Source organism: Amycolatopsis tucumanensis, assembly GCF_021654135.1.
In the GTDB taxonomy this organism is placed as follows: Bacteria; Actinomycetota; Actinomycetes; order Mycobacteriales; family Pseudonocardiaceae; genus Amycolatopsis_E; species Amycolatopsis_E tucumanensis.
In genome coordinates this window covers 1-16,909 of sequence record NZ_JAKGSD010000077.1, presented here as the reverse complement: position 1 = coordinate 16,909, position 16,909 = coordinate 1, and the positions used below count along the sequence as shown (strand labels likewise).

Sequence of the window (16,909 nt, the reverse complement as noted above, 5' to 3'; positions counted from 1 at the left end):
CGTAGGATTGTCTACAATTTGGGAGGTTTGTGCATGGCGACCGTCGGCTTCATCTACCCGGACCACGCTGCGGAGGACGACTACCCGTTCGCCGAGCGGCTGCTGGGTTACCGGATCTCGCTGCCGGTCGAGCACATCTACGGCACCGACCTGCACGCCGTGCCCGAGCTGCTCGACCTGGGCAGCGAGAAGCGGCTGGCCGAGGGCGCCGCGCTGCTCGCCAAGCACGAGCCGGACGCCGTGGTGTGGGCGTGCACCAGCGGCAGCTTCGTCTACCGCTGGCAGGGCGCGCACGAGCAGGTGGAGAAGCTGTCGGCCGCCGCGGGCAAGCCGGCGTCGAGCACGTCGTTCGCGTTCGTCCGGGCCGCGCAGGCGCTCGGTCTGAAGCGGGTCTCGGTGGCCGCGAGCTACCCGGACGACGTGGCGAAGCTGTTCGTGGAGTTCCTCGGCGCGGGCGGCATCGAGGTGGTCGCCATGTCGAGTGAGGACATCGACACGGCCGCGGAGGTGGGCAGGCTGAGCCCCGAGGCGGTCGTCGAGCTGGCGGTGGCGCATGATCACCCGGCGGCGGACGCCGTGCTGGTGCCCGACACCGCGATGCGCACGCTGGGTGTGCTGGGCGCGATCGAGGAGCGGCTGGCCAAGCCGGTCCTGACCGCGAACCAGGTGACGATCTGGGAAGGGCTCCGGCTGACCGGCCAGGTGCCCCGGTGCGAACAGCTGGGCAGACTGTTCGCAGAAGGCAGGTGAACCATGGCCCTGGCCGACATCGAACCGGTGAGCCGGGAGTCGACCGCGGCGATCATCGCGCGGCAGCTCCGCGAGGCGATCATGAACGGCACGTTCGCGCCGGGCACGCAGCTCGGGGAGACCGAGCTGGCAGGCCGGTTCCAGGTGTCCCGCGGCCCGCTGCGCGAGGCGATGCAGCGGCTGGTGTCGGAGGGCCTGCTGCGCAGTGAGCGGCACCGCGGGCTGTTCGTGATCGACCTCGAACCGGACGACGTGCACGACATCTACTCGGCGCGGTTCGCCATCGAGCGGGCCGCGCTGATCCGGGTGCTGCGGCACGGTGACCGGGAGGGCCTGGCCGTCCGGCTGCTGGACGCGGTGGAGGAGATGGCGTCGGCCACCGACGGGGACGAGGTGTCGGCCGCGGACGTCCGGTTCCACGAGGAGCTGGTGGCGGCCTCCGGGTCGAAGCGGCTCGGGCGGATGGCGCGGACGCTGCTCATCGAGACGCGGATGTGCCTGTCCGCGCTGCACCGCACGTACGCGACGAACGAGGAGCGGGTGACCGAGCACAAGCGCATCGCGGAGGCGATCGGCGCCGGCGACGAGGAGCTCGCGGTGTCGCTGCTGGAGGCGCACATGGAGGACGCGGTGCAGCGCCTCGCCCCGGGGACCAGCCTGCACGCCTGAATTGTCCGGCTTCCCGTTGCGCTGTAACGGGAAGCCCGAGGCTCGCGATCTTGGTTTCGTCCGCGCGCGACGCGGTGGAACGGGGAGGATCGCGTGCGGTTCTGGGCACTGGCGGCTGCACTGGCGTTGAGCGGCTGTTCGGCAGCGGGTCCGGCCGCGCCGACTTCGGTGTCCGAGATGCCGAAGCCGAGCGGTCAGGCCCGGCTGGCGGCAACGATGCTCACCGAGGACCAGGGCACGTCGCTGGAGCTCGAGTCGCCTGGCGGACCGGTCCCGTTCATGCCGTCGCAGAACAAGAAGTTCGCGCTCGTGGCCGGGTGCGCCACTCCGTTGGCCACGGACGCGAAGATCGTGCGCGCCGAGCAGCAGACCTGGCAGAGCGACCACTACGCGCTGGACGAACTGTCCGTCCAGTACCAGGGCATCGACGCCGCCGACGCGGTGGCCGAGGTGCAGCGGGTGTCCGCGTGCCGCGCGGAGATCGGGAGCGGGAAGGTCGACCCGGTGGAGGTTCCGCCCGCGCCCGGCGTCGACGCCGCGGCCGCGTTCTGCACCCTCGGCGACTACGACATGTACTACTGCTTCCTGGCCGAGGCGCGGGAGGACCTCGCCGCGGCAGCCGAGTTCCGCTACCTCGGCATCGCTGACGCCGCCGAACAGGAGTCGGCGAGGGCCTTCACGCAGCGGCTGGCGGCGGAGCTGGCGCACGGTCTGGAGCGCGCGTGAACCGCATCGCGCTCGCCGCTCTGCTCGTCCTGCTCGTGAGCTGTTCGGCGCCCGCCTCGCCGGCCCCGCCGCCGCCTCCGTCCACTTCGGAAGCGCCGCCCGACCCGGCGCCGGTCCGCGCGACGCTCCTCACGGCAGACGAGGCGCACCGGATCGGGTTCACCTCGGCCGCCGCGCCGCAGAACGGCCCGAAGCAGCTGATCGGCGCCTGCACGCTGCCTTCCGACGCGCACATCGTCCAAACGCAGCAGAACAACTGGTACACCGGGGACATCCTGTCCGCCGGGGTCAGCCTGCGCCAGGTCACCGCCCAGTACGACGGCGCCGTGGACGTGGTCGGCGAGTTCCGGACGGGCTGCGCGAAGGGCGTGGAAGTCCCGTTCGCGCCCGGTGCCGCGTCCTGCACGGAGACCGAATCCGCCTTCGACGAGCGCACCTGCGTCCTCGTGATGGCGCACGGCGACCTGGTCACCGCGGCGGTCCTCGACGTCACCGGCAACGCGCCGGGCAAGGTGCGCACCACCGCCCAGAACGCGCTCACCGCGCTGACGGCCCTGCTGCCCACCGCCGTGAGCCGGGCGTGAGGCGCCTCGCGGCGCTGCTCGCCGCCGTGCTCGTCCTCGCCGGGTGCAGCACCGAGATCGCCGGCACCGCGGACGTTCCGGGGCCGGGCACCGGGCCGGTCGTGTCCAAGTACGATCTCCAGCAGCGGCTCGTCGGCGCCATGCCCACCGACCCCGAACTCGCCCAGCTGGGTCTGCACTGGTCGTCCCCGCCACTGCCGTTCATCGAATCGGAGAACTCGCACTACAAGTTCATCTACGACTGCCCGAGCTACCTGCCCTCGGACGTCGCCATCCAGGCCGCCGAGTACGGCACCGCGGCTTCGGGAAGCTTCGACCACGGCGCGACGCTTTTCGTCATGACCGCGTCCTACCGCGGCCCCAGCGGCCCCACCGCCGTGTCCCAGGCGCGCACGTTCCGGGGCTGCATCCAGCTACCCGGAGCCGTCCGGGTCCCGCTGCCGCCGCTCGTCGGCGCCGACGAGCAAACCGCCTTCTGCGGGGACACGACGGACTCCTTCGGCTTCAACCGGGTCTGCATCCTGCTCCTCGCCAGGCAGAACGCGGCGACGGTGGCGACCTACGTCGTCGGCGACAAGAACCCGGCCGTCCCGCCCGCTCAGATGGAGACCGACCTGCCGCGCGTCGGGCAGATGCTCGCCACCGCGCTCACCCGCGCCTGACTCAGCCCTCGATCGTCCGCCCGACCACCGCGCCCAGTGCCGTCGCCGCGCCCGCGCTGCCCAGCGCCATCCCCCACCCGATCGGGCCGAGCGGCGTGCAGCCGAAGAACTGGCTGACCCCGGGCGTCTGGATCACGGCCGCGAGCAGGGCCACCGAGCCGAGCGACGTCGCCAGCACCGACCGGTTCCAGCCGCCCGTCAGGAGCGTCTGCCCGAGCTGCGTGCCGACCAGCCCGGCGAGCGCGACCGTGCTCGCCCGGCGGCCGCGGCCCGTCGCCCGCGCCAGCATCCACGCGGTCGTCGCGCCGAGGGTCGTCACCCCGGCGCGCACGCCGATGTCCTTCTGCAAGCGCTTGCCCAGCGAGCTCTCCGGCCCCTCTCGCAGCAGGTCGGAGCCGTCCTCGGGCCGCCGCAACGCGATCGCCAGCGCAGGCGCCAGGTCGGTCAGCAGGTTGACCAGCAGGAACTGCCGGGCACCGAGCGGCGACCGGCCGGTGAGCGTCGCGCCGAGCACGCTGAACCCGATCTCGCCGAGGTTCCCGCCGAGCAGGATCGCCAGCGCCTCCCGCACCGAGGCCCACATCGCCCTGCCCTCGACGAGCGCCGCGATGATCGTCTCCAGGCGGTCGTCGGTCACCACCAGGTCGGCCGCGGCCCGCGCGGCCGGTGCGCCGTGCCCGCCGAGCGCGATGCCGACGTCCGCGAGCCGGATCGCGGGCGCGTCGTTCGCGCCGTCCCCGGTCATCGCGACCGTGTGGCCGTGCTTCTGGTACGCCTTGATGATCCGGACCTTCTGCGCCGGGCTGCACCGCGCCACCACGTCCACGGTCTCCAAAGTGGACGCGAGCTGTTCGTCGTCCATCGCGTCCAGCTCGGCGCCGGTCACCACGTGCAGGTCGGCGCCGTCCTCGCTGACCTTGCCCGCGATCGCCTCACCGGTGTCCGGGTGGTCGCCGGTGATCATCACGATCTGCACGCCCGCCGCCCGCAGGTCCGCCGCCGCGGCCGCCGCGCTCCCCCGCACCGGGTCGGCGATCGCGACGAAACCCTTGAACCGCAAGCCGGTCACGGCGTCCTCGTCGAGCGTCGCACTGTCCGGAGTGGACTCGGCGACGGCGAGCACCCGCTGCCCGGCCTTGGCCAGCTTCTTCATCCGGCCCGCCAGCTTCTTCCGCCTGCCCTCGTCCAGGTCGCAGCGCGGCAGCACGGACTCCGGCGCGCCTTTGACGCTCAGCACCAGTCCGTCGCCGTTGCGCATCAGCGAGGCGTGGTAGCCGCGGGACGGCTCGAACGGCACCGCGTCGACCAGTTCCCAGCCGTCGGTGTGCACGGAAACCCGGCGCGCGCCCTCGACGATCGCGCGGTCCGTCGCGTGCGGCAGGTCGGACGGGTCGTCGGCGTGCGGCGTCGCCCGCAGCGCGGTGAGCAGCACCGACTCGGTCTCGTCGTCCAGGTCCTCGATCTTGCGGCGCTTGTGGCCGTCGTCGACCTCGTGGACCGTCAGCGTCCCCTCGGTCAGGGTGCCGGTCTTGTCGAAGCACAACACGTCGACGCGGCCCAGCGCCTCGATGCTGCGCGGGTTGCGGACCAGCGCGTTGTGCTCGGCGAGCCGCCGCGCTGCCGCCAGTTGCGCGGCGCTGACCAGGAACGGCAGCCCCTCCGGCACCGACGCGACGGCCAGGTTCACCGCGGCGGACAGGCTTTCCCGCAGCGGCACCCGGCGCAGCAGGCCGGCGCCGGCCACCGCGACGGCCGACCCGATCGCCAGCGGCATCGACTTCGAGGTCAGCTCGGCCAGCCGGGTCTCGACGCCGGTCACCGGCGCGTTCTCGCGCGCCATCGCCATGCTGCGGCCCGCCTCGGTGTCCGCGCCGGTCGCGACGACGATGCCGATGGCCTCACCGGCCGCGATCGTCGTGCCCTCGTACAGCATCGACGCGCGCTCGGCGACGTCCGCGGCGATCACCGGAGACGGGTCCTTCGCCACCGGCAGCGACTCGCCGGTCAGCGACGACTCGTCCGCCTCGACGCCGTCGGCCTCGAGCAGGCGGCAGTCCGCCGGCACGACGTCGCCCGAGCTCAGCTTGACGACGTCGCCGGGCACCAGGTCGTCCGCGCTGACCACGCGCTCCCGACCGCCGCGGATCACCGTCGTGCTGATCGCCGACCGGCTCAGCAGCTCGGCCAGCTGCTTCTCGGTGTGGACCTGCTGGAGGCTGCCGACCAGCGCGGACACGCCGGTGATCCCGGCGACGAGCGCGGCGTCCACCGGCGACCCGACGGACGCGGACAGCGCGGCGCCGCCGATCAGGACCGGGGTGAGCGGGTTGGACAGCTCGTTGATGAACGCCTGCATCAGGCTCGTCCGGCCGCCGCTGCCGGTGCCGCGGGCGCGGGCGCGCTTCTCGGCGGCGTCGTCGCTCAGCCCGTCCGGGTCGGTGCCGAGGCGGTCGAGCACGACGTCCACCGGCATCAGGTGCCATGGCGCGGCGTCGCCGGCCAGGCTCGTGTCCCGCTCGGCGAGCTTCTTGGCGCGGCGGTGCGCGTTGGTGAGTGCGACGGCCGCGCCCAGGTTGACCGCCCGCATCGCCCGGTTGGCCGGGCTGCGGCGCCCCGGCTGCAGCGCGCTGACCGCTCCGACGCCGGTCGCGCCCTGGGACAGCCAAATGCTGTCGCGGTTGACCTCGCGGGCGGCGGCTATCGCGTCGACGACCAGCGCCGCGATGCCGATCTCCTCGCCGATCAGCAGGTGCGCGCCCCACGGCGGCGGGTCGCCTGGCCGCTGGGTGCCGATGCCGCAGTCGGCGGCGCCGAGCGCGCGCCGGTTGTCGGACACCAGCATCACCACGTGCCCCTCGCCCTGCAGCTCGCGCACGGTCGAGACGAGGCGCTCACCGCCGGGCATGAGCCGGTCGGCCTCGAACGCGGCGTGCCCGCCGTTGGCGCTGACGACCTCGATGTTGGCCCGCCGGGCGGCGGCGATCACCGCGGCCACGCCCGGCGGCACCTGCCTGCCGAGGCCGATGACGGCGGTCAGCTGCTGATCCCGCACCAGGCCGAGGACCGCCGCGGCGCCACGCTTCTCCAGCTGCTCGCGCTCGTGCGCGCCCTGGTCGACGCCCAGCTCGTCGAGCGGGCCGAGGCGCCAGCCGTCGTCCTCGTGGACTTTGCCGGGGGTGTGCGCGTCGAACAGCTGCCAGGCGCGTTCGACCAGCTCGCTGGCGTCGCCGTCGCCGACAGGGACGAGGTCGTTGAGGACCATGCGCCCGGTGTCGAAGGCCTGCTCGTCGAGGACGAGGGTGTCGATGGCGTCCAGGTGTCGCAGCACCCCGCGGTCCATGACGAGCACGCCCTCGGTGGCCAGGACGCGGCCGAGGCGCGCGCCGAAGGCGGTGCGCCCGGCCTCGGCGGCTTTGGGCAGCGCGGCCAGGCCGATGCCGATCGCCCGGCGGGGGCGCGCGAACGGCAGCGAGACGGCGGCCGCGGCGGCGCCGAGGTTGAGGATGCGCTGCTCGTACTGTTCGACCGGGCCGTCCGGGATCTCGCGCGGCCGCTCGACGACGACCGGTCCGGCTGCGGCGTCCTCCGGGCCGTGGATCAGGCGGCTCTCGGCCTGGCACCACAGCCGTTCGTGCGCGCGGGCCTCACGCCACTGCTCGGCGCGCTGGATGATGTCGACGACCGTGCCCTCGCCGCCGGAGGCCAGGCCCTGCGCGAACGCGCCGAAGGCCGAGGTCGCGGTATCGGCCTTTTCCCGGCTGCCGACCCGCTCGGCGGCGATCTTGCGCAGGCGCGGGTGCAGGTCGACGACGTTGGGCAGCGCGGCGATCTCGGTCGGGATCGGCGCCCACGGCGCGAGCCGGGTGATCAGCGACAGGCCGAGGCCGAGGGTGTCGGCGGCCAGGGTCGGCAGGAGGCGGGTGCCGCGCAGGCCGTCGGCCGGGTGGTGCAGCTCGTCCTCTTTGATCTCCTCGCCGACGCCGTTGGGCGCGCCCTCGGCCTCTTCGACGACGCGGATCAGCTCGTCGCTGTCCGGGGCGGGGTCGTCGACGCCGATGATCACCCGGGAGGAGGGCGCGTTGACCCGGGCCCACGCGACGCCCGGGTGGCGCTGCACGGCCTGCTCGATGCGCTGCGCGACCGCTTCGCCGCCCGGCCCGTGCACCCCGTGGGCCTCGATGTGCAGCCGTCCCGGGCAGGACCACACCCGGCGGCGGGGCCTGCTCAGCGGCGACAACACCGCCCCGGCGAGGCCCTTCACTGCCGACACCGGACCGGGCACCCGGACACCCAGCAACTCCATGAACCACTCCCGCACCTCGACGCTCCAGGTGCATGGGGTTGCCCACTACGGGTGAAGATATGCCTGCGGCCGCAGGTCGGCCCCGGATTTCCGGGACCGGCCATGCGGCTGCCTCGCAATGAGTTGCCCGCCCGGGCAGGCGAGCCGACCACTCCGGACGGCGAGCTCGCCGTTTCCGGCGGCGAGCTCGCCGAGGCGGCACTGCCCGCCCGGCCGGGGGCGCACGCCAGGGCGGGCTGGGCAGCGCCCGCAGCCCGCGGGCGAGCCCGGGCGAGCCCGGGCGAGGCCGGGGCGGCGGTCCAGGCAGCGCCTTCGACCGCGGGGCCATGGGGCATGGGCAGCACCCTGCCGTCAGGCGAGGGCGGCCGCCGCGCGGCACCCCACCGCCGCACGGCCCGCCACCGCCACACCGCGCCCCGTTGCCACACGCCACCCCGCCGCCACGCCGCCGCGCGAGATCGGCCGAGGCGAGCGCAGCCGTCAGGCGAGATCGGCCGTCAGGCGGGCGCGGCGCTCCGGCGCGCGCGGCGCTCCGGCGCGCGCGGCGGTCAGGCGGGGTGCCGCTGTCAGGCGAGCACCAGCCGCCCCGCAAGCACAGCCGCCACGCAAGCGCCGCTGTCAGGCGAGCGCGGCCGTGATGGCGGCCCCCAGCTCGGTCGTCGTCGACTTGCCGCCCAGGTCCGGGGTCGCCACCTCGCCGGCCGCGAGCACCTCCTCGACCGCCCTGTGCACCGCCGCGGCGGCTGTCTTCTCGCCCAGGTGCTCCAGCATCATCGCACCGGCCAGGATCTGCGCCACCGGGTTCGCGATGCCCTGCCCGGCGATGTCCGGGGCGCTTCCGTGCACCGCCTCGAACATCGACGGGTACTCGCCCGGCGGGTTGACGTTGCCGGACGGCGCCATGCCCAGCCCGCCCGTCACGGCCGCCGCCAGGTCGCTCAGGATGTCGCCGAACAGGTTCGACCCCACCACGACGTCCAGCCGGTCCGGGTGCTGCACCATGCGCGCCGCCAGCGCGTCGATGTGCGTCTGTTCACTGTGGACGTCCGGGTACTCCGCGGCGACCTCCGCGAACACCTCGTCCCAGAACGGCATCGTGTGGATGATCCCGTTCGACTTGGTCGCCGAGCACACCCGGCCGCTGCGGGTGCGGGCCAGCTCGAACGCGAACCGGATGATCCGCTCGACCCCGACCCGCGTGAAGATCGACTCCTGCACCACGAACTCGCCCGGCTGCCCCGGGTTGTGGCGCCCGCCGATCTGCGAGTACTCGCCCTCGGTGTTCTCCCGGACGATCACCATCTCCAGCTCGTCGGCCTCCCGGCCGGCCAGCACGGACGTCGTCCCGGGCAGCAGCCGCACCGGCCGCAGGTTCACGTACTGCGCGAACGCCCGCCGGATCGGGATCAGCAGCCCCCACAGCGACACGTGGTCCGGCACCCCGGGGAACCCGACCGCGCCGAGCAGGATCCCGTCGAACGGCCGCAACTGGTCGATGCCGTCCTCCGGCATCATCCGGCCGGTCTTGGTGTACCGCTCGCAGCTCCAGTCGAACACCGTCCACTCCAGACGGAACCCGTGCACTTCGCCTGCCCGGTCGAGGACCTGGCGCGCCTCGGCGGTGACGTCGACCCCGATGCCGTCACCGGGGATGCTCGCGATCCGGTAGGTGCTCACAGGCTCACCGCGATGTACTTGGTCTCCAGGAACTCGTCGATGCCGACGGTGCCGCCCTCGCGGCCGAGCCCGGACTGCTTGACCCCGCCGAACGGCGCCGCCGGGTTGGACACGATGCCCTGGTTCAGCCCGATCATGCCGGCCTCCAGCGACTCCGACACGCGCAGCGCACGCTTGAGGTCGTTGGTGTAGACGTAGCTGACCAGGCCGTACTCGGTGTCGTTGGCGGCCGCGACGGCCTCGTCCTCGTCGTCGAACACGCTGATCGGCGCGACCGGCCCGAAGATCTCCTCGCTCGCCATGCGGGCGTCCCGCGGCACGTCGGTGAGCACCGTGGCCTGGTAGAAGTTGCCCGGACCGTCCACAGTGGCCCCGCCGGTGAGCACCTTGGCGCCCCGGGAGGTGGCGTCGGCGACCAGCTCGGTCACCTTGTTCACCGCGTCGGCGTCGATGAGCGGGCCGACGACCACGCCGGGCTCGGTGCCGCGCCCCAGCGGCAGCGCCGACATCCGCTCGGTCAGCCGCCGGGCGAACTCGTCGGCGACCCCGCGCTGCACGTAGAACCGGTTGGCCGCGGTGCACGCCTCGCCGATGTTGCGCATCTTGGCCTGCATGGCGCCCTCGACCGCCGCGTCCAGGTCGGCGTCGTCGAAGACCAGGAACGGCGCGTTGCCGCCCAGCTCCATCGACGTGCGCAGCACCTTGTCCGCGCACTGCTCCAGCAGCTTGCGCCCGACCGCGGTGGATCCGGTGAAGGACAGCTTGCGCGCGCGGCCGTCCTTGATCATCGGCTCCATCACGCCGCCCGGGTCGCTGGTGGTGACCACGTTGAGCACGCCGGCGGGCAGCCCCGCCTCGGTCAGGATCGCGGCCAGCGCGAGCATCGACAGCGGCGTCTGCTCGGCCGGCTTGATGACCATGGTGCAGCCCGCGGCGATCGCCGGGCCGATCTTGCGGCCGCCCATCGCCATCGGGAAGTTCCACGGCGTGATCAACAGGCACGGCCCGACCGGCTGCTTGGTGACGAGGAACCGGCCCGCCCCGTTGGGCGCGACCTGGTAGCCACCGTCGATGCGCACGGCCTCCTCGGAGAACCAGCGGAAGAACTCGGCGGCGTAGGCGACCTCGCCCTTCGCCTCGGCCAGCGGCTTGCCCATCTCCAGCGTCATCAGCAGCGCCAGCTCGTCGACGCGCGCGTTCAGCAGTTCGTAGGCGCGGCGCAGGATTTCGCTGCGCTCGCGCGGCGCCGTCTTCGCCCAGTCGGCCTGCGCGGCGACGGCGGCGTCGAGGGCCGCCTTCCCGTCCTCGGGCGCGGCGTCGGCGACCTCGCAGAGGACCCGGCCGGTGGCGGGATCCTCGACGGCGAAGGTCCGCCCACTGCTCGACGGGACCCACTTCCCGCCGATGAACAGCTCCTTGCCGACGGCGTCCACGACACCCGATTCGGTCAGCTCGGCCATTGGTCCTCCTGATCAACCTTGCGCCTGTCCACCGGCCATGCTAGACAGATTGTCAACAATCTACAAGCTCACTCCGGTTAGGAGTTCCGCCGTCATGGCCCAGCTCTCCCCCCTGCTCAAGCAGGCCACTCCGGTCGTCGTCGAGCACGGCGAAGGCGCCTACCTCTACGACGTCGACGGCAACCGCCACCTCGACTTCACCGCCGGGATCGGTGTGACCAGCACCGGCCACTGCCACCCGAAGGTGGTCAAGGCGGCACAGGAGCAGATCGGCAAGGTCATCCACGCGCAGTACACCACCGTGATGCACCAGCCGCTGCTCAAGCTGACCGAGCGGCTCGGCGACGTGCTGCCCGCGGGGCTCGACTCGCTGTTCTTCGCGAACTCCGGCAGCGAGGCCGTCGAAGCCGCGCTGCGCCTGTCGCGGCAGGCCACCGGGCGGCCGAACGTGATCGTCTTCCAGGGCGGGTTCCACGGCCGCACGGTCGCCGCGGCGTCGATGACCACCTCCGGCACGCGGTTCAGCGCCGGCATCTCGCCGCTGATGGGCGGCGTGCACGTGGCGCCGTTCCCCTACGCCTACCACTACGGCTGGGACGAGCAGACCGCGACGAAGTTCGCGCTGCGCGAGCTGGACTACCTCTTCCAGACGATCAGCGCGCCGAACGAGACGGCCGCGTTCTTCATCGAGCCGATGCTCGGCGAGGGCGGGTACGTGCCGGCGAACACCGAGTTCATGGCCGGGCTGCGCGAGCGCGCCGACCGGCACGGGATCCTGCTGGTGATCGACGAGATCCAGACCGGGTTCGGGCGCACCGGCCGGTTCTGGGGCCACGACCACTTCGACGTGAAGCCGGACGTCGTGCTGATCGCGAAGGGACTGGCGAGCGGCTTCCCGCTGTCCGGCATCGCGGCGTCGAAGGAGCTGATGTCCAAGGCGTTCCCCGGTTCGCAGGGCGGCACGTACGGCGGCAACGCGGTGTCGTGCGCGGCGGCGCTGGCCACCCTCGACGTGATCGAGGAGGAGAACCTGGTCGAGAACGCGGCGGCGCGCGGCAAGCAGCTGCTCGAAGGCGCGCGGCTGATCGCCGACAAGACGCCGGAGATCGGTGAGGTGCGCGGGCTGGGCCTGCTGGTCGGTTCGGAGTTCACCAAGGCCGACGGCACGCCGGACACCGCGCTGGCCGCGGCGGCGCAGCAGGAGGCGGCGCGGCGCGGGCTGCTGCTGCTCACCTGCGGGGCGTACTCGAACGTCGTGCGGATGATCCCGCCGCTGGTGGTCACCGCCGAGCAGATCGACGACGCGCTCGCGATCTGGGCCGAGACCGTCGCCACCGTCACCGGTTCCAAGTAGGGAGAAGAGGCACGTTGGCCCGCTACATCACCATCTCGCTCGACAAGCGCGGCGTGTCCTGCCGTGCCGTGCTGCTGGACGCGGAAGCGCCGCGGACCTGCCAGGCGGTGTGGAACGCGCTGCCGCAGAGCGGTTCGGCCTACCACGCGAAGTACGCCCGCAACGAGGTCTACACGCTGGTGCCGCCGTTCGCCGACCCGAAGCCGGGCCGGGAGAACCCGACGGTCACCCCCATTCCCGGGGATGTCGTTTATTTCGGGTTCGAGGCGTGGGAAATCGGAAATCCGGCGTACGGGTACGAAGACAGCAGCGAGGCCCACAGCGACCAGGGCGCGACCGATCTGGCGATCTTCTACGGCCGGAACAACCTGCTCATCAACGGCGACGCGGGCTGGGTGCCCGGCAACGTGTTCGCCACGATCGTGGAGGGCCTGCCGGAAATGGCGGCGGCCGCGCAGGACCTGTGGCTGCGTGGCGTCGAGGGCGAAACGCTGTCCTTCGCCCGCGCCGAGTAGCCGTCGACCTGCGGTCGTTAGGGGCAAAACCCCGGTCCCCCGTCACTCGTCAGTGTGATCATGGGGGGATCACCTTGCGTGGCAATGCCTTCACCCGTTCGGGCGGGCATCACCCGGTGTGCCGGATCAAGATCGGCATCGCCCCAGGTGGGCCCGCCCGACGGCGCTACGAGCGGCGCAACGCCACCCCCGGCCGCGAACCCGAAAGTGTTACGTGTTTAGGCTGGGCGGATTTTCCACCGCGCTATTCGACGGGCTCCGCTCTTTCCGCGGCGGTTTGACACTTCCCAGCGGAACTGAAAATCTTCCCTTGCTTTCGAAAGCAGCCAGATTCGCAAGGATTGATTTCACAAAGGAGCCCCTCTCCAATGTTCGCTGCGCACTTCCACCACGGCCACGACATCGTTTCCAACATCCTGGCCGGCCTCGCGCACGTCCTCGGCTGGCTGGTCTGACCCGCTGATCCGAGAAGGCGGGGCCGGTACGTTGGCGCGGACCGGCCCCGCCCCCTTTTCCGGCACCGGTAACGTCGCCGCCGTGAGCGCAGTGATCGTGACCGTGGTACTCGCTTTCGTCGGCTACATCGCCACTTACACGAACAACGTCCGGCTGTCGCAGCGGCAGGAACGCCTGGCCCGGATCAACCGGCAGCTGAGCGAGTTGTACGGCCCGCTGTTCTCCATCAGTGAGGCCCACAGCCGCACCTTCGCCGAGTTCCGCCGACGCCATTCCCGGAACGGCGTTTCCCCGTTCGTCGGCGAAACCCCGCCCACCGCTGAGGAACTCACGGAATGGCGGCTCTGGGTGACCTCCGTCTTCCTGCCCACCCTCCGGTCCATGCGCGATCTGGTCGTGCAGAACGCCGACCTGCTCATCGAGCCCGAGGTGCCGGAGGTCCTCCTCCAGCTGTGCGCCCACGTCTCCGGCTACGAGATCACCGTGGCCCGCTGGGAACAGGGCGACCACTCCGAGCACCTGTCGATCGTGCACTACCCGGCCGACGAGCTGGCCGCCTACATCAACCGCAGCTTCACCCTGCTCAAGGCCGCGCAGGCGCGCTTGCTCGGACGGCGGCGGCTGCGTCGACTCCTCCAGACATGAATCTCCTTCGCTTCCAGTCCTGCGCCTTCCCGTACTAGGCTTCCGTCATTCGGGCAGGCGCAGGAAAGGACCGGGCACGTCATGGGCGACGTCACCGCGCGGATCGCCGAGATCGTCGGCGAGCGCAACCTCCTCTCCGGGGACTCCGTCCCGGACGACTACGCGAAGGACGAGTCCCTCACCGTCGGCGCCGTCAAACCGGCCCACGTCGTCAAACCCGCCACCGCCGAAGAGGTCGCCGCCGTGCTGGCCGTGGCCACCGAGAACGGCCTGCCGGTCACGGCTCGCGGCTCGGGCAGCGGCCTGTCCGGCGCGGCCCGCCCTCGCGAAGACGGTCTGCTCGTCTCGTTCGAGCGGATGAACGCGATCGTGGAGGTCGACACCGCCAACCAGGTCGCCGTCGTCCAGCCGGGCGTCACGCTCAGCGAACTGGACGAGGCCACCAAGGAGGCCGGCCTCGCCTACACGGTCTACCCGGGCGAGCTGAGCGCGAGCGTCGGCGGCAACGTCGGCACCAACGCGGGCGGCATGCGCGCGGTCAAGTACGGCGTGGCGCGGCACAACATCGTCGGCCTGCAGGCGGTCCTGCCCACCGGCGAGATCATCCGCACCGGCGGCAAGACGTCCAAGATCTCCAGTGGCTACGACCTGACCCAGCTGATCATCGGCTCGGAGGGCACGCTCGCGCTGGTCACCGAGGTGATCGTCAAGCTGTACCCGCGCCTGCCGCACGCGGCGACGCTGCTCGCGCCGTTCGGTGATCTCGACCAGGTGATGCGCGCCGTGCCGGAGATCATCGCCAGCGGCCTGACGCCGAACATCCTCGAGTACATCGACAACCTGACGATGGCGGCGATCACCTACAACGAAAAGCTGGAGCTGGGCGTCCCCGAGGAGGTCCGCAACGCCACGCAGGCCTACCTGGTGGTGGGCCTGGAAAACCGCGACAACGACCGGCTGGACGGCGACGTCGAGCGGGCCGGCGAGCTGCTCGGCGAGCTGGGCGCGTCCGACGTGTACGTGCTGGACGGCGGTTCGGCCCGCAAGCTCATCGAGGCGCGGGAGAAGGCGTTCTGGACGGCGAAGGCCGCCGGCGCCGACGACGTGATCGACGTCGTGGTGCCGCGCTCGGAGATGCCCGGGTTCCTGGCGAAGGTCCGGGAGCTGGCCACGGCCGCCGAGGCCGGTGCGATCGGTTGCGGCCACGCCGGGGACGGCAACGTCCACTTGGGAATCTTCTGCAAGGACGCGGAGAAGCGGCACCGGCTGCTGCACGACATCTTCGCCGCGGGCATGGCGGCCGGCGGGGCGATCTCCGGTGAGCACGGGATCGGGCAGGCGAAGAAGGACCACTTCCTCGCGCTCGAAGACCCGGCCAAGGTCGCGTTGCTGCGCCGGATCAAGCAGGCCTTCGACCCGAAGGGCATCCTGAACCCGGATGTCCTGTTCGACTGAGGAGTGAGATGAACGGCGCGCAGTCCCTGATCCGCACGCTCGTCGACGCGGGTGTCGACGTGTGCTTCTCCAATCCCGGCACGTCGGAGATGCACTTCGTCGCGGCGCTCGATTCGGTGCCCGAGATGCGCGGTGTGCTGGCCCTGTTCGAGGGCGTGGTCACCGGCGCGGCCGACGGTTACGCGCGGGTCGCGGGCAAGCCGGCCGCGACGCTCCTGCACTTGGGGCCGGGGCTGGGCAACGGCCTGGCGAACCTGCACAACGCCCGGCGCGGGCACGTGCCGGTGGTGAACGTGATCGGCGACCACGCGACGTACCACAAGAAGTACGACGCACCGCTGGAGTCGGACATCGAGGCGATCGCCGGTTCGCTGAACGGGTGGGTGCGCCGGTCGGGGAACAGCGCGGACGTCGGCGCGGACGCCGCGTTCGCCGTCGCCGCGGCGCAGGAGGCGCCGGGCAAGGTGGCGACGCTGATCCTGCCCGCGGACGTCTCGTGGGGCGACGGTGGTGTCGCGGTGAAGCCGGTGCCGCCGCGCTCGCCGCAGACCGTCGCGGACACCACGGTCAAGGCGGTGGCGGAGGTGCTGCGGACCGGTGAGCCGGTCGCGTTGCTGGTGGGCGGCCCCGCCTGCCGCGAAGCCGGCCTGCGGGCGGTGAGCCGGATCGCCACCGCGACCGGGGCGAAGCCGTTCGTGGAAACCTTCCCGGCGAGGCTGGAGCGCGGCGCCGGACTGCCCACGATCGAACGCCTGGCGTACCTGGCCGAGCAGGTGCAGTGGCAGCTGGAGGGCATCAAGCACGTCATCGTGGCCGGGACCAAGGCGCCGGTGTCGTTCTTCGCCTACCCCGGCAAGCCCAGCGATCTGGTGCCGGAGGGCGCGCAGGTGCACACGCTGGCAGAGCTGGACCAGGACGTGGTGGCCGCGCTGGAAGCACTCGCGGACGAGGTCGCGTCCGATGTGGACCCGGTGCTGCAGGAACCGGCTCGCCCCGCCCTGCCGAGCGGTCCGCTGACGGTGCAGAACTGGGTCGAGGTGATCGGCGCGCTGCTCCCGGAGGGCGCGATCATCTCGGACGAGGCCAACACCTCGGGCCTGTTGCTCCCGGGCGCGACGGCCGGCGCCCCACGCCACGACGTGCTCACCCTGACCGGCGGAGCCATCGGACAGGGACTCCCGGTGGCTGCCGGCGCAGCGATCGCCGCCCCAGACCGCCCGGTGATCGCACTGCAGGCGGACGGCAGCGCCCTCTACACCATCTCGGCACTGTGGACGATGGCGCGGGAAAACCTGAACGTGACAACGGTGATCCTGAACAACCACGCCTACGCCATCCTGCGCATGGAACTGCAGCGAGTCGGAGCGGAAGCATCCGGCCCGAAGGCGAAGGACCTGCTGGACCTGGCAAGGCCCGACATCGACTTCGTGAAGATCGCGGAAGGCATGGGCGTCCCAGCAACAAGGGCGACGACGGCCGAGGAACTGGCCGAGCAATTCCGCAACGCCGTCAACGAACCCGGCCCGCACCTCATTGATGCAGCGGTACCCCCACTGCTCTAATGGCGCGCAGCGCCGTGCCCTTGATCTTTGCACCCAACCCGAGCTGGGTGGTCATCCCGTCGCCTGACACGCAACGATCACCTTGAGCCAG

At 71.9% G+C, this 16,909-nt stretch carries 13 protein-coding genes; 10 read left to right on the top strand and 3 right to left on the bottom strand.

The features are described from left to right. Positions 1–33 precede the first annotated feature (33 nt). From L2C96_RS40690 to L2C96_RS40670, 5 genes are all read left to right on the top strand, one after another. On the top strand, positions 34–750 hold the full coding sequence (locus tag L2C96_RS40690) for a maleate cis-trans isomerase family protein (RefSeq protein ID WP_237339902.1): 717 nt from the start codon (positions 34–36) through the stop codon (positions 748–750). A 3-nt stretch (positions 751–753) separates the two neighbouring features. Further along, complete coding sequence (locus L2C96_RS40685; protein WP_020421576.1) at positions 754–1,419, top strand: GntR family transcriptional regulator; 666 nt, start codon at positions 754–756, stop codon at positions 1,417–1,419. Positions 1,420–1,596: 177 nt separating this feature from the next. Then, positions 1,597–2,145, top strand: coding sequence for a hypothetical protein (locus tag L2C96_RS40680; protein ID WP_237339901.1), 549 nt, complete (start codon positions 1,597–1,599; stop codon positions 2,143–2,145). Beyond that, positions 2,142–2,729, top strand: a complete 588-nt coding sequence (locus L2C96_RS40675; protein WP_237339900.1) for a hypothetical protein — start codon at positions 2,142–2,144, stop codon at positions 2,727–2,729. Before L2C96_RS40680 ends, L2C96_RS40675 begins: the two co-directional genes overlap by 4 nt. Next, positions 2,726–3,391 carry a hypothetical protein gene (locus L2C96_RS40670; protein WP_237339899.1) on the top strand — a complete coding sequence of 222 codons (666 nt, stop codon included), beginning with the start codon at positions 2,726–2,728 and terminating at the stop codon, positions 3,389–3,391. The genes L2C96_RS40675 and L2C96_RS40670 overlap by 4 nt, the downstream gene beginning before the upstream one ends. Before the next feature lies 1 nt (position 3,392). On the opposite strand, the gene L2C96_RS40665 is transcribed toward L2C96_RS40670, so the two are convergent. The 3 genes from L2C96_RS40665 to L2C96_RS40655 form a co-directional block, all read right to left on the bottom strand. Next, on the bottom strand, positions 3,393–7,694 hold the full coding sequence (locus L2C96_RS40665) for an HAD-IC family P-type ATPase (RefSeq protein WP_237339898.1): 4,302 nt from the start codon (positions 7,692–7,694) through the stop codon (positions 3,393–3,395). Positions 7,695–8,312: 618 nt separating this feature from the next. Next, positions 8,313–9,371 carry a tartrate dehydrogenase gene (locus L2C96_RS40660; protein WP_020420433.1) on the bottom strand — a complete coding sequence of 353 codons (1,059 nt, stop codon included), beginning with the start codon at positions 9,369–9,371 and terminating at the stop codon, positions 8,313–8,315. Further along, positions 9,368–10,831: an NAD-dependent succinate-semialdehyde dehydrogenase gene (locus L2C96_RS40655; RefSeq protein WP_020420434.1), complete on the bottom strand. Its 1,464-nt coding sequence runs from the start codon at positions 10,829–10,831 to the stop codon at positions 9,368–9,370. The genes L2C96_RS40660 and L2C96_RS40655 overlap by 4 nt, the downstream gene beginning before the upstream one ends. A gap of 94 nt (positions 10,832–10,925) precedes the next feature. On the opposite strand from L2C96_RS40655, the gene L2C96_RS40650 reads away from it, so the two are divergent. The 5 genes from L2C96_RS40650 (at position 10,926) to L2C96_RS40630 (ending at position 16,818) form a co-directional block, all read left to right on the top strand. Beyond that, positions 10,926–12,185: an aspartate aminotransferase family protein gene (locus L2C96_RS40650; RefSeq protein ID WP_020420435.1), complete on the top strand. Its 1,260-nt coding sequence runs from the start codon at positions 10,926–10,928 to the stop codon at positions 12,183–12,185. Positions 12,186–12,199: 14 nt separating this feature from the next. Then, positions 12,200–12,700, top strand: a complete 501-nt coding sequence (locus L2C96_RS40645) for a DUF3830 family protein (protein WP_020420436.1) — start codon at positions 12,200–12,202, stop codon at positions 12,698–12,700. Positions 12,701–13,237: 537 nt separating this feature from the next. Beyond that, a complete protein-coding gene (locus L2C96_RS40640; protein WP_237339897.1) occupies positions 13,238–13,801 on the top strand; it encodes a hypothetical protein in 564 nt (187 codons plus the stop codon). Between the two features lie 81 nt (positions 13,802–13,882). Then, on the top strand, positions 13,883–15,256 hold the full coding sequence (locus L2C96_RS40635; protein ID WP_237339896.1) for an FAD-binding oxidoreductase: 1,374 nt from the start codon (positions 13,883–13,885) through the stop codon (positions 15,254–15,256). An 8-nt stretch (positions 15,257–15,264) separates the two neighbouring features. Continuing rightward, positions 15,265–16,818 (top strand): acetolactate synthase large subunit, encoded by a 1,554-nt coding sequence (locus L2C96_RS40630; RefSeq protein ID WP_237339895.1) that lies wholly within the window; start codon positions 15,265–15,267, stop codon positions 16,816–16,818. The last annotated feature ends 91 nt before the right edge of the window (positions 16,819–16,909 follow it).

What these genes read in the sequence shown, in the direction of transcription:
- L2C96_RS40665 (WP_237339898.1), bottom strand. Translation starts at nt 7,694, where the DNA reads ATGGAGTTGCTGGGTGTCCGGGTGCCCGGTCCGGTGTCGGCAGTGAAG.
- L2C96_RS40690 (WP_237339902.1), top strand. Translation starts at nt 34, where the DNA reads ATGGCGACCGTCGGCTTCATCTACCCGGACCACGCTGCGGAGGACGAC.
- L2C96_RS40655 (WP_020420434.1), bottom strand. Translation starts at nt 10,831, where the DNA reads ATGGCCGAGCTGACCGAATCGGGTGTCGTGGACGCCGTCGGCAAGGAG.
- L2C96_RS40680 (WP_237339901.1), top strand. Translation starts at nt 1,597, where the DNA reads ATGCCGAAGCCGAGCGGTCAGGCCCGGCTGGCGGCAACGATGCTCACC.
- L2C96_RS40685 (WP_020421576.1), top strand. Translation starts at nt 754, where the DNA reads ATGGCCCTGGCCGACATCGAACCGGTGAGCCGGGAGTCGACCGCGGCG.
- L2C96_RS40650 (WP_020420435.1), top strand. Translation starts at nt 10,926, where the DNA reads ATGGCCCAGCTCTCCCCCCTGCTCAAGCAGGCCACTCCGGTCGTCGTC.
- L2C96_RS40630 (WP_237339895.1), top strand. Translation starts at nt 15,265, where the DNA reads ATGAACGGCGCGCAGTCCCTGATCCGCACGCTCGTCGACGCGGGTGTC.
- L2C96_RS40635 (WP_237339896.1), top strand. Translation starts at nt 13,883, where the DNA reads ATGGGCGACGTCACCGCGCGGATCGCCGAGATCGTCGGCGAGCGCAAC.